Raw genomic sequence first — 13,098 nt, 5'->3', positions numbered from 1 at the left:
ATTTAAAATTATATAATTAGTTTAAAAAATATCTAAGTTTAACAGCAAAAGCTCTTCCCGGTTTTTGCACTTTAAAATAGTCGTAGACTTTTGTATCAGCAATGTTGTTGCACTCTAAGCCAATATTATATTTACCATTTTGAAAAGCATAAGATGCCGCAATGTTTTGTGTGAGTTGTGATGGAATTGTATTTCTGGTACTTGGAGCACCATTTCTTGTTGATACTAAATAATATTCGTCTACATAGTTTGTAAATAAATTAATCATCAAGTTATCATCAGTTGTTCTTATCTTTCTAAAATTTAAACTAACACTTGCATTAGCATAAAATATAGGCACGTTGGCTAATTGAGAACCATTATCGTAATTTGGAATATTAGATCCCGGCGGATCAAATTTGTTGGTATCGATTGTTTTTTGCTGTGTAGCATTTACTTCAACTGACAGCCAGTTTTTGAAAGCATAATGCAGCGAAGCATCAAAACCTGTAACTCTTACACTGTACTCATTTTCATAAATAGACTGAAATCCCTGCGTTTGAATGCGGATAAAATCTTTTGCATCTCTGTAAATAAAATTTCCCTGAATACCAAAAGAATGATTTTCTAATCCTTTTTTATAAGCGATTCCAGCATTGAAATTGTCGCTTGATTCCGGTTTCAAAGTCGGTGCTGGTCTAAGATTTAAACCATCTCCTAACATTTCATCTCCAGTTGGCAAACGATAAGCGTGCTCAAAAGATGTTTTCAATTGTATATCGCTTGTTAAAAAATAAGCCAAAGCAGTTCCGTAGCCAATATCATCAAACGAACTTTTGATTGGCGTATAAACATTTTTACCATTTACATACTCCAAAACGTTCATACTGGTATTTAAGAAATATTTCTTCCCAAATGCTATAACCGATAGTTTTCTGTCAAACGCTGCCAGATTATAAGAAAGCCCTAAAATGTTTTTATTTACAACCGGAGATCCTGGTTTAGTAATGGTTCTAACTTCGTCGTCTTCTTTTCTTTTTAAAGTATTAACAGAATAGTTGAAAGCAAAATACTGCTGCTCATTCAGATCATATTTAAAATTAGTATTGGCCTGAAATGAATTATCGTCATATACATAAATTGTTTTTTCATCATTAAGTTCTCCTCCGGCATTACTTACTTTACTCCAGGTACGGCTTCCGTCCCAGCTGTATCTGTAAGAAGATGTATCTACAGAACGGCTTTGAACAACATTATAAGAAGCAATTAAATTAACAGACAAGTTTTTAGTAAAAAGACTGTCTTTTTTAAATTTTAAAGAAGGAACAAAAGCTTTACTATCGTTAAAAGCAAGACCAATTACTCTTTGCATGGTTGATCCCGTTTGTATTTCTTTTTTATTTGCCGAAGCCATCATACCAATTAATAAATAATCGGCATATTTTTTTCCTTTCACACCAAACTCAGCAATAATAGCTCCCGATTTATAACCATCGTGAAAATGCTTGTATTCACGTTCCGGATTAAAAGTCCCATCTGGATTAGATGTTGTAGCAGTTACTTTATAACTATTGTCTGTATAGTTTCCAAAAGCATTAATATTAGTTACAAAACCTTTTTTACTGGTAAATCTTGTATTTACTGCAGCTCTATGGGTATTAAATGAACCAAAGCTGTAAGAGGCATCAACGTATCTTTTTACTGACTGATTGGTAATAATATTTACCGCACCACCCAAAGCGTCACTTCCTAACTCAACCGGCACAACTCCTTTGTAGACCTCAATACGTTCGGCCATATTTACCGGAATATTATTCAATGTAAATGAAGAACCATAACTGTCAATTGGAATGCCATCCATAAAAAATTTAACCTGATTTCCCGAAAATCCATTCAAAGAGAATTTAAAATCAGATCCCATTCCTCCTGTTTCTCTTACACGAACTCCTGTAGTGGTACTTAAAACCTGATTTAAATCAGCAGATGAATTATATGTCTTCTTTAAATCGATTGCAGCAATATTAAAAGGCTGTTCACGAACACGCTCTACTTTAGATTTTCCAGTTACCTGAACTTCCTCTAAAGCAGCCATATCTTCCTGAATGGTAATAGTTGGAATTATTTTTGGGGATTGATCTAATTTGATCTTAGTTTGTTTTGATTTAAAACCTACCGAAGTAGCAACCAGAGTGTAGTCTCCTGGTTCAGCATTAAATTCATATTCACCTTTTTCATTTGTTAAAGCCGAATATTTTGTTCCTTTTAGTGCTACAGAAACACCTTCTGCAGGCTGGCCGTTTTCTGCTACTATTACTCCTTTTAAATTTACTTTGCCATTTTGTGAAAAACCTTGAACCGCTGTCAGCAAAGCAAACATCAAGATTACAACTCTTTGAATTCGCATTATGTAGAATGAGTTTAAATTAAAATTTGAGCCAAAAGTAAATACTGAGTTACTTTTTTACAAATTATTTTTAACTATTCTAAATAAATTTTATATCCTACTTTAAAAATAATAGATTAATAAAAAAAACTCCTTTTCTTAAGATTATCTTAATTTAAAATTAAAATAACATTAAAAAAATGTAATGCGATTTTATTAAAAAGAAATATTTATTATAAAAAAACTTATTAAAAAATGAAGTAAAAGGCTTGATTTGCGGAAATGGCAAATTGTGACACACATCTAAGTAAAAAGATGGTGTAGATTATATAGTCCGGTTTGATGTGTGAAACGGTTAAAGAAAATATATAAAACTAATAACAAACAACAATTTTAAAATCTTAAATTTCTCCTGTCGTTAAAATGTTTTCTCTAATTCCTTTATCCCTCAGCATTCTAAAATGCGATCGAATGGCATGATAAAAAGGATAGGAAGTATAAGGAAGATCATATTCCTGAGCATAACGCATTATAATTGGCGTAATGTAAGGGTAATAAGTATGCCCAACACCCGGAAAAAGATGATGTGCAACATGATGAGTAAAACCGCCGTATAAAAAATTAGCAAGTTTACTGTTGGTGCTGAAATCCTTTGTAACAATCATTTGGTGTACAGCCCAGGTAGCAGAAAGATTTCCATCTTCATCAGTTCCCGGAAAATTTGCATCTTCATCAACATGAGTAGAAACCAGTGCCACAACTCCCAAAACACTTCCAAATAAATGCATTGAAAGCCAGGCAGTCAAAACCAAATACCAAGGCTGATTTAAAACTATCATTGGAACAAAAAGAATATACACCAGATTTATAACTTTTGCACCAAATAATAAAAAAACCTGTTTTAAAGGAATTTTATCTACAACCTTTTTTACATAGTTATTTCTGGTTCCAAAAAAATCTTTAAAATCACGGATATAAATCCAGTTTAAGCTATATAACGGATAAATAAACCACATATAAATATGCTGATATTTATGGTAACTAAAAAGCGGGCTGTTTGGAAAAATCCTGATAATATCGCTTTGTTTGATATCTATATCCCAATCCGGTACATTAGGATAAGCATGATGCAGGTTTATATGACGCCGCATCCAGAGCCAGTGATTACTTCCAAAAAGTTCTAAAACATATAAAAACCATTCATTGTGTTTTGCTTTTTTAAATAAAGCACCATGTGCCGCATCATGAAATGCATTTATAAAAAGCACAATCATGGTAAAACCACACAAAATGTAAAAAAGAAAAAGTAAAAGTGTGTTGCTGCCAAATATTAAAATACAGCCATAAAACAAAAAATACAAAAACAAAAGACCTAGAGACTTGAGAATATTTAAACGGTACAAAGATGAATTTTGCAAAACAGTTTCGTTCACTTCTGTGCGTAACTTTTTAAAAAAATCATCGGTACCAGCTTTAACATAAACCGGGCGTTTTAATTTTTCCATAATTAATGCTGCTAGAAATTGTACTATCAAATTTAATAAAAAAAAGTTAAAATATTTGATTTACAAGTTTTTACACTCTCAAAAAAATAATCTTATAAAACCTGTTCTAAATTTTATAATTTTACTAAAGTCAGAAATGCCATTTTCCAATTTATCACATAACTGATATTTACATTCAAATTTTCTAAGAATGAAAAAAAGAGAAAAACTGCAAACCATTAGAAAATACTACCCTAATGCACTAACCACAATTGATTTTATAAACAAGATTATCGATTATATCGAAGAAAAACTGGATCTTGAACCTGCCGAAATTATGTTTGCAGACAGCATTTGCAGCGATGATGTAAACAGTATTCAGTATCCTGTAAGAGCAAATGAGTTTCTGGGACCTTTTAAAATGGGTGGATTAGATGGTTTTCCATTTACGGGACTAACCGGCATGCAGGCTTTTGCAAGTCATGTTCCTGATGACGGTGCAGTTTTTATTTATTACGGACCTCATATTGGTATTTCAAAAGAAGGAACAGTTGGCGAAATTAATCGTTTTGGACAGCACAAACCGTCTAGCTGTTGCGGCGCGGCCCACGGCGCACTTCATAAATTATTAGATAATGCTATTGAGCCCGGCCATATAACCGAAATAGATTATCAAATGAATACAATCGAGCAGATTCTTTACAACCAAAAAGACCGAATTCTTAAAGCAGAAATCCCTCTTTTTGAAGCCACCGAAATTATTTACGAGTCGATAGACAAACGCATTCAGGAATTAATCGACGGTACAAAATACAATTGTAAATATCTTGTTCTTGTGGGAGCCATTTTAATAAACAGCGACAGCGATATTGGTTCTTTTACCTCAACAAAAAGATTTGACGTTATCAATTTAAAAAAAGGCACGAGAGAAGATTTACTATTTACTATAAACTCAAATCTTTAAAAAAATATTAATTGACCTAATAAAATCAAATTTAAACCTCATAATTAACTGAATTAAAATGAAAAACAGATTTAATTTTACGCTCCTGCTTATTATGTTATTCATGGGTCAGATGTTTGCACAAATCCAGACCAATTATGATACTTTATCAGTTAATAAAATAAAACAAATTATTTCTTATACCGGAAATCAAAATTCACCTCTTATACTTTTTTTACATGGAGGCCCTGGCAGTTCGAGAATGAGGCAGGCAGAAAGTTTTACAAATAAACTTAAAGATCACTTTTTAGTCGTGCAATGGGATCAAAGAGATGCCGGAAAAACACTGGCTTTAAATAAATCTGATGTCCCTATTACTCTCGAACTAATGGAAAGTGATACTTATGAAGTAATCAAACTTCTTCAAAAAAAATTCAACAAAAAGAAAATCTATCTTGCGGGCGAATCCTGGGGAACTGTTTTAGGATTTAAAATGGCCCAAAAACACCCCGAAATTCTAAACGCTTATCTTACATTTAGCTCCGTAATCAATCAAACAGAAAGCGAAAAAATACTGCTGGATAAACTCAAAGCTTATTTCAAAGAAAAAGGAAATATAACCGCCGAAAAAGAATTAAATACAGTTAAAATTCCTTTTGAAAATTCAGATCAGATTTATTATTCCAGAAAATGGATGTTTGATTACGACGGACAGCCTTTGCCGGATAAAGATACCCTTGCCATAAAAGAATACTTAAAAACATGGTCAGATACCTGGATGCCAACCTGGAACCAAGCCATACAGCAAAATCTTTTTAAAGAACTTCCTAAAGTCAAATGTCCTGTATATTTTTTCATTGGCAAAAAAGATCTTCAAACCAATTTTACAATTGCCGAGAAATATTATGCAAGGCTAAAAGCGCCCAAAAAGAATATTTTTGAATTTGAAGATGCAGGACATTCTGTTCTTATCGAAAAATCAGAAGAGGTGCAAAAAATAATTATTGAGCAAATTTTAAATGGGGATTAAAAAATCCCCATATTTTCAGGTTTAATAGTAAATCCTAAACGAATCATACTTTTATGTTCCTGATAATCAATTAAACTTTCGGTATATCCTACAAACCATTGCAAAGTGAGATAATAGTTTTCATCTTTATAAGGACGCCAGTTTAGCTGTGTCTGCAAAGAACCATAATTAATTAAACCACTGCCTTTTCTAAAAAGAACATCAGCGCTCCATCTTCCGGGTTTTATTTGATAAGTTGCACTCGCTTCACCATAGCCAACATATTTGGTAAGTCCGGGATTATCTTCTTTATCTACAAGCGGAATCCAGCCTCTAAGCCCAACAGTCCATCGAGGCGAAACCTGTGATTTTAAAGAAAAAGCCAGCATATTCCAGGTTCTGGAATAAATTGAATCTCTTCCGTTTGATTCGTGTTCCAATGAAACTGTTCCGTATGTAAGCCTTCCTCCTTTTAGATAAAACGGACGGACAAGCGCTACTCCGGGATTAAAATTAATTTCAGAAAACGGTTTTGAATTCGCATAAATATCCCAAAATGCTTTTTGTGTATACATTAAATACGGAAAAAAACCGCCCCACAAAGGTTTAGAATTTAATCGGAGTTTAAAGCTGACCTGATATTTAACATCAGCAGTATTTCGGGTTATATCTTGATCCAGCGGAACTCCCGTTAAAAAATAATTATCTCTGTGAACAGAAAAACTATGTTCTTTAAGAAGCGAATCAGCCGCTCGGAAATTTTTTTTATCTTCTACAATTTGTGAATTTGCTGTAATTGTAAACAAAACAAAACTTAGTATTATATATTTTAAATGCATTTTTTTAGTTTAAATCAGGGCTTATATTGAAGCTTTTGTACTAATATACATTATTTCTGTGAATTTAAAAACTTCTTTCATTCGATTTTAATACCTAAAATGCATATTGTAAATTTGAATTTAAAGACTAACCTTTTTAAGAACCAAATGAAAAAATCAATTATAACATTTGTATTACTGTTTGCCGTTTTATTAATAAGCGAAAATAGTCTGAGTCAGTCATTAGAAAAATCTAAATTTAAAGTTTTGGTTTTGTTCGAAAACGGCGGACATCATCTGGATTTTACCAAAGCTGCTAAACCATGGCTTAACGAACTTGCTGCTCAAAACAATTTTACAATTGATTATATCGAAAACACAAAAACAATCAATGAATATCTTTTAAGTCAGTATAAGCTTTTCATACAACTCGATTATCCGCCTTATACATGGAGTGAAGAATCAATGAAAGCTTTTGAAAAATATATAAATGAAGGCCGAGGCGGATGGATTGGTCTTCATCATGCAACACTATTAGGTGAATTTGACGGATATCCAATGTGGAATTGGTTTTCTGATTTTATGGGAGGAATAAAATTTGTAGATTATATTTCAACATTTGCCAACGGAAAAGTAAATATTGAAGATCGTTCACATCCAGTTACAAAAGGAGTTTCTCCTCAATTTTTGGTAAAAAAAGAAGAATGGTACGTTTATAATAAAAGTCCGCGAAATAATGTTCATGTACTGGCTTCGGTAGACGAATCTACTTACGAACCTGCTTCAAAAATAAAAATGGGAGATCATCCTGTAGTTTGGACAAACGATCATTTTGCATCGCGAAATATATATATTTTTATGGGACATTCTCCTGAATTATTTCAAAACAAAGATTATACGACACTGCTTAAAAATGCTATTCTTTGGGCAGCCAATAAAAATAATTAACCTCGAAAAAACCTTGAGTTATATTATATTTGAAGGATAATAAAAAATAATAATGATCTTAAAAGTAGACAAAAGCGAATACAAACATTTGATTTCTGTTTGGGAATCATCTGTAAAAGCAACGCATGATTTTTTAAAACCCGAGGATTTTATATTCTACAAAGAACTTATTCCAAACTTTTTTGACAGCGTTACATTACATTGCATAAAAAACGAAAATGAAGAAATTATTGGATTTATAGGTACAAATGAAAAAAGTTTAGAAATGCTCTTTGTAACTGCCAGTGAAATTGGAAAAGGCATTGGCAAAAAACTTTTACTATTTGCTCTGGAGAAATTAAACATAACAAAAGTCGATGTAAATAAAGACAATTTACAAGCTGCTGCATTTTATTATCATTTCGGATTCAAGCTTAAATCAACTTCAGATTTAGACGGGTGCGGAAAACCTTATCCAATTCTGCATTTAGAGCTATAAATAAAGAGCTTAATCTTTAATTATTTTTCTATCTGCACGTTTCCTTTTCCAATATAAAAGATACAGAATTCCTAAAAATAAAACCAGAATATCTATTTTCATTATTTGTGGTATGCGCCCAATCTGGTCATTATAATAAGTACCGCCCAGCAGTGCCCCAAGTCCAATTCCTATTTCCATAGAAATATACATGGTCGCAATCGCTTTGCCTCTATGCTGCGGATTGCTTAAATCAATCGTCCACGCATTAATGGCCGGCGATAAAATCCCAGTACCCATTCCGTAAAGAGCTGCGCCCGCTAAAAGTACCGGAATACTATTTCCTGTGCTAATTACAAATAAAGCAATTGAAGTAACTACTAAACCGGCCAATATTACATTTGTGCGTCCGTGTCGGTCAGAAACCTTTCCGGCACCAAATCTTACCAAAACAGAAGCAATTGTAAAAGCAGTAAAAAACACTCCTTTATTTTCTGCTCCAAGATGCTCGCTCCAATCCGGAATCAAAGTAAGTATTAAACCATAAGCTGTGTACGAAAAGAAAGTGATAACTCCGGCAGGAAGTGCTCCAAGATCTATAATATCTTTTCGGCCTATGTAAAACATTGATTTATGAAGTTTTTCTTTTGTGGCTAAAGTTTCTTTCATATTCATAACGATCACAATCGACATGAAAGCAAGAAATGACGAACTGTAAAACATAACATCAATTCCGTAAGCATTTACAACCATTCCTCCTAATGCCGGCCCTAAAGCACCGCCAATACTAAAACATAAACCGTGCATACCTAAAGCTTCACCCCATCGTTCCTGCGGAATAATATCAGCAACATAAGCCGAAGTTGCTGTTGGTTTAAATCCTGTAGAAAAACCATGAACCAAACGCAGAAATAAAAATCCCGAAACTGAGCTTAATACCGGATACAAAAAACCACAGATAAGACATACCACAGACCCAACGGCCATTACAGGAACACGTCCCCATTTATCTGTAAGCTTACCACTGAAAGGTCTCGATATTGCCGCCGTAAGAGTAAACAAAGAAATAATCAAACCTTTGTATTCTGCCCCGCCCAAACTGCTTAAATAACTTGGGAGTTCTGGTATAATCATATTAAAACTAGACGAGAACAAAAGAGAGCTCAAACAAAGTAAAATGAACTGAAGGCTATAAATTGATTTATTTTTTGGCAGCATTATTTAAACTCTTAGAATAATTTCTACAAAGAGAAAAAGGAATAAAATTAAGAGTGCAAATATAAGCTTCTATTTAAATAAATCTCAAGAGTTTTGCATATTAAGCTTTATTAATCTCTGCCGATGCAGTAAAAGAATTAAAAAAATCATAAGCTCTTTTCTCTGCATAAGAATATGTAGAATCACGAAGCGGAAAAGCACAATGTCCGCCATATTTTGGCGTTTCCAGATAAACATAAGCACTGTCTTGTGCTATTGCTCTGGGATAACACCTTTCGCCCAAAAACGGATCGTCGAGAGAATTAATAATTAAAACCGGAGTAGTAATATCTTTAAGATAAAATTCCGGAGAAACACGCTGGTAATAATCCTCACGACTTGCATAACCATGCAGCGGTGCCGTAAAATAATGATCGACCTCATCAAAAGATGTAATTTTATCAATCTGGTCACGATTTATAAAATCAGGAAATTGTGCCGCTTTGTATTTGAGTTTTCTTTTAATGTCAATTGTAAAATTCTTTAAATAAACCCTGTTAAACCCTTGCTTAAGGATTTCTGCACTAGTCGCAATATGAGTAGGAACAGAAATAGAAACCCCAGCCTTAATACGTTTATCAATTTTTGTCCACCCAAAATAATTTAAAAGCTGTACACCGCCCATCGAATACCCAATCAGGTACACATCTTCAAATCCTTTTTTAAAAACAAATTGAACCACCTCATCTAAATCATCTACCGCGCCATGATGGTAAAGTCTTGGCAGGCGATTCATTTCTCCTCCGCAAGTGCGGTTATTCCATGCAAAAACCGAAAACCCTTTATCCTGAAAATAAGCTGCACAGCTATTATTATAAGTCCTGCGAGAATCGCCTTCTAAACCATGACATAAAATAACTGCCTTTTTAGAATCGTTTATAATAAAATCGATATTGATAAAATCCCCGTCGTTTAACTCAAGTTTTTCTCTTGTATATCCAGGAACTTCAAATCTTTTAAACAAAGCAGCATAAATAGTCGAAACATGTCTGTTGCGATGAATAATCGAAGGAAAATTATATTCTGAATGATCAATTAGCGGCATAACAAAAAATTTTATGGTGCGTACTACAAATCTAAGAAATCAATCAATATGTAACTAAAAACTGTCTTTTTATTTCTTTTGAAAAACAAAAAGTAATTTTAAAACCTCTAATGATATTAATTCAAAACAAAAAACTAAACCCTTTATTCGATTTAGATGAAAAACCATCTTCGAACTTTTTGATTTCTCTTTCAAGATATTCTTCATATTGATTTTTCATGAAGTTTCTAAAAATATCAATATTATCTTCATTTCTAGTGTCTATCAAAGCTTGTATATATTCCTGTTTATCTTCGCTGTTAACAATTGCCATTGGAATATCATAAAAAGCTTGAATATAATTCATAAGTAAACGTGAAGTTCTTCCATTTCCGTCATAAAACGGATGAATACTGACAAGATTAAAATGTGCATCAAAAGACAAATTCAACTTTTCATCAATAGTTAAATTACCATTCATTTTAGAGTTAATGAATTTAACAAGCTCATTTGTCAACCTTTCAACCTTATCATAATTAGGAAAATAAGAAACTCCTGCAGTAACATTCCCTTTTCTAAACATTCCTTTGCTTGCATCAACCTCTCTCAGCATCGTATTATAAATACCACCGGTACTCTTCATCACGTACGAATTAATTTCTTTAATTAAATTGGTTGAAACCGGCACTTTATTTTTGGCTTTATCTATAATAAAATGCAAAGCTTTAAAATGATCCGTAACCATTAATGTATCATTAACAGGTTTCCCTTTTGGTGTAAGGCCGTCATCCAGAAGAATCTGGGTTTCAAGTTCTGTTAATGTAGAACCTTCAATTTTAGTTGAATGGTGGCTTATCGAAATCAAATTGAATTTCTCGTAATGCAATACATCAGCAATTCCTAAACTTTTATATTTTAATATAAGAGATTCCATTGATTCATAGTATTAGAAAAGTTTAATATAAAAATACAATTCTAAAATCAATTAAATAAACAACTTCTCAAAAATCATTAGTAAAATCGAATTAGATTGTTTAAAACAAAAAAGCCACTCGATTGAGTGGCTTTTTGTGATCGCAGAAGGATTCGAACCTTCGACCGCCTGCTTAGAAGGCAGGTGCTCTATCCAGCTGAGCTATGCGACCATTATTTTTAAAACTTTATCGCTTAAAGTTTTAGTCGGGGTGGCAGGATTCGAACCTGCGGCCTCCTGCTCCCAAAGCAGGCGCGATAACCGGGCTACGCTACACCCCGAGGCAAAATTTAAGCGGAGAGACAGGGACTCGAACCCTGGCGACGGTTACCCGTCGACAGATTAGCAATCTGCTCCATTACCGCTCTGGCACCTCTCCAAGCTCAAGAAACGTGTTCTGTTTTGCGGTGGCAAAGGTATGACAACATTCCATATCTCACAAGTATTTTTTCGCTTTTTTTGATTTTTTTTTCATCTTTTTTTCAAAAGACTTCACAATCAAACAAATAGAATTAACAAAAATTTCATCTTAAATTAAAAATATCCCCATTCAACACAAAATTTGAATTTATTCAAACTAAACAGTAAATTTGCTAGATAACTATTATTAAACAGAACATGAACAAAAGAGTTGTTATCGTTTCTGCCGTTAGAACACCTATCGGAAGTTTCATGGGCGGGTTATCTACTGTACCTGCACCAAAATTAGGAGCTGCTGCCATAAAAGGAGCACTTTCAAAAATTAATCTTGACCCAAAACTTGTTGATGAAGTTTTTATGGGTAATGTAATTCAGGCAGGTGTTGGACAAGCTCCGGCGCGTCAGGCTGCATTATTTGCCGGATTGTCTGAAGAAGTTGCTGCTACAACAGTAAACAAAGTATGTGCATCTGGAATGAAAGCTGTAATGTTCGCTGCTCAGGCAATTGCATGCGGTGACGCAGAAATTGTCGTTGCCGGAGGAATGGAAAGCATGAGTTTGATTCCGCATTACGTGCAAATGCGTGCCGGAAACAAATTTGGCCCAGCCACAATGTTGGACGGAATGCAAAAAGATGGTTTGACAGATGCTTACGATAACAACGCAATGGGAGTTTGCGCTGACTTATGTGCATCTGAATACAAAATCAGCCGTGAAGAACAAGATGCTTTCGCCATTCAGTCTTACGAAAGAAGTGCAAAAGCTTGGGATGCCGGGAAATTTGACAACGAAGTGGTTCCTGTAGAAGTACCACAAAGACGCGGTGAACCCCTAATTTTTTCAAAAGACGAAGAATACACTAACGTAAAATTAGATAAAATCCCTTCTTTAAGTGCAGTTTTCACTAAAGATGGAACTGTAACTGCTGCAAACGCTTCAACAATCAATGACGGAGCCGCTGCTTTAGTTTTAATGTCTGAAGAAAAAGCAAACGCTTTAGGATTAAAACCTCTAGCTTACATAAAAGGCTACGCAGATGCTGCACAAGAACCAAAATGGTTTACAACAAGTCCTGCAAAAGCATTACCAAAAGCATTAGACAAAGCTGGAATTTCAATTTCAGATGTTGATTTCTTCGAATTCAACGAAGCTTTCTCTGTTGTGGGATTAGCCAATGCAAAAATCTTAAATCTTGATAACGATAAAGTAAACGTAAACGGTGGCGCCGTTTCTCTTGGACATCCTCTTGGAGCTTCTGGAGCGCGTATCATTGTAACTTTGCTAAACGTTTTAGAACAAAACAATGCAAAAACCGGAGCTGCTGCAATTTGCAACGGTGGCGGTGGAGCATCAGCAATTGTTATCGAAAGAGCTTAAAACAATATCAATAAAAATCAGGAGTT

The 13,098-nt window shown here is 33.8% G+C and carries 11 protein-coding genes and 3 tRNA genes; 5 read left to right on the top strand and 9 right to left on the bottom strand.

The window, feature by feature from the left end; genetic code table 11:
* Positions 1-16: 16 nt before the first annotated feature.
* Positions 17-2,383 carry a TonB-dependent receptor gene (locus tag ABD859_RS18650; RefSeq protein WP_345146135.1) on the bottom strand — a complete coding sequence of 789 codons (2,367 nt, stop codon included), beginning with the start codon at positions 2,381-2,383 and terminating at the stop codon, positions 17-19.
* Positions 2,384-2,763: 380 nt separating this feature from the next.
* Positions 2,764-3,867 (bottom strand): fatty acid desaturase family protein, encoded by a 1,104-nt coding sequence (locus tag ABD859_RS18645; protein WP_345146133.1) that lies wholly within the window; start codon positions 3,865-3,867, stop codon positions 2,764-2,766.
* Between the two features lie 190 nt (positions 3,868-4,057).
* Between ABD859_RS18645 and ABD859_RS18640 the strand changes: the two genes are divergently transcribed.
* Together ABD859_RS18640 and ABD859_RS18635 are read left to right on the top strand one after the other, a co-directional pair.
* Positions 4,058-4,810: a hypothetical protein gene (locus ABD859_RS18640; RefSeq protein WP_345146131.1), complete on the top strand. Its 753-nt coding sequence runs from the start codon at positions 4,058-4,060 to the stop codon at positions 4,808-4,810.
* A 58-nt stretch (positions 4,811-4,868) separates the two neighbouring features.
* Entirely contained in the window at positions 4,869-5,819 is a 951-nt protein-coding gene (locus ABD859_RS18635; RefSeq protein WP_345146130.1) for an alpha/beta fold hydrolase, read from the top strand.
* On the opposite strand, the gene ABD859_RS18630 is transcribed toward ABD859_RS18635, so the two are convergent.
* Positions 5,816-6,637: a phospholipase A gene (locus ABD859_RS18630; RefSeq protein ID WP_345146129.1), complete on the bottom strand. Its 822-nt coding sequence runs from the start codon at positions 6,635-6,637 to the stop codon at positions 5,816-5,818. The genes ABD859_RS18635 and ABD859_RS18630 overlap by 4 nt on opposite strands.
* A 147-nt stretch (positions 6,638-6,784) precedes the next feature.
* On the opposite strand from ABD859_RS18630, the gene ABD859_RS18625 reads away from it, so the two are divergent.
* Together ABD859_RS18625 and ABD859_RS18620 are read left to right on the top strand one after the other, a co-directional pair.
* Positions 6,785-7,564, top strand: coding sequence for a ThuA domain-containing protein (locus tag ABD859_RS18625; protein ID WP_345146128.1), 780 nt, complete (start codon positions 6,785-6,787; stop codon positions 7,562-7,564).
* 52 nt (positions 7,565-7,616) lie between these two features.
* Positions 7,617-8,042, top strand: coding sequence for a GNAT family N-acetyltransferase (locus tag ABD859_RS18620; RefSeq protein ID WP_345146127.1), 426 nt, complete (start codon positions 7,617-7,619; stop codon positions 8,040-8,042).
* 9 nt (positions 8,043-8,051) lie between these two features.
* Here the strand turns inward: ABD859_RS18620 and ABD859_RS18615 are convergent, their stop codons facing one another.
* From ABD859_RS18615 to ABD859_RS18590, 6 genes are all read right to left on the bottom strand, one after another.
* The gene (locus ABD859_RS18615; RefSeq protein WP_345146126.1) at positions 8,052-9,239 is read right to left on the bottom strand and encodes an MFS transporter; all 1,188 of its coding nucleotides are present in this window, start codon (positions 9,237-9,239) and stop codon (positions 8,052-8,054) included.
* Positions 9,240-9,339: 100 nt separating this feature from the next.
* Positions 9,340-10,323 carry a YheT family hydrolase gene (locus ABD859_RS18610; protein WP_345146125.1) on the bottom strand — a complete coding sequence of 328 codons (984 nt, stop codon included), beginning with the start codon at positions 10,321-10,323 and terminating at the stop codon, positions 9,340-9,342.
* 121 nt (positions 10,324-10,444) lie between these two features.
* Entirely contained in the window at positions 10,445-11,236 is a 792-nt protein-coding gene (locus ABD859_RS18605; protein WP_345146123.1) for a Fic family protein, read from the bottom strand.
* Positions 11,237-11,373: 137 nt separating this feature from the next.
* Positions 11,374-11,447, bottom strand: a tRNA-Arg gene (locus ABD859_RS18600).
* 34 nt (positions 11,448-11,481) lie between these two features.
* Positions 11,482-11,556: transfer RNA gene (locus tag ABD859_RS18595), tRNA-Pro, on the bottom strand.
* Between the two features lie 14 nt (positions 11,557-11,570).
* Positions 11,571-11,654: transfer RNA gene (locus ABD859_RS18590), tRNA-Ser, on the bottom strand.
* Positions 11,655-11,893: 239 nt separating this feature from the next.
* Between ABD859_RS18590 and ABD859_RS18585 the strand changes: the two genes are divergently transcribed.
* A complete protein-coding gene (locus ABD859_RS18585) occupies positions 11,894-13,072 on the top strand; it encodes an acetyl-CoA C-acyltransferase (protein ID WP_345146122.1) in 1,179 nt (392 codons plus the stop codon).
* Positions 13,073-13,098: the final 26 nt, after the last annotated feature.

Source organism: Flavobacterium ginsengiterrae, from assembly GCF_039539785.1.
Lineage (GTDB): Bacteria > Bacteroidota > Bacteroidia > Flavobacteriales > Flavobacteriaceae > Flavobacterium > Flavobacterium ginsengiterrae.
This window is presented reverse-complemented; position numbering and strand designations above follow the sequence as displayed.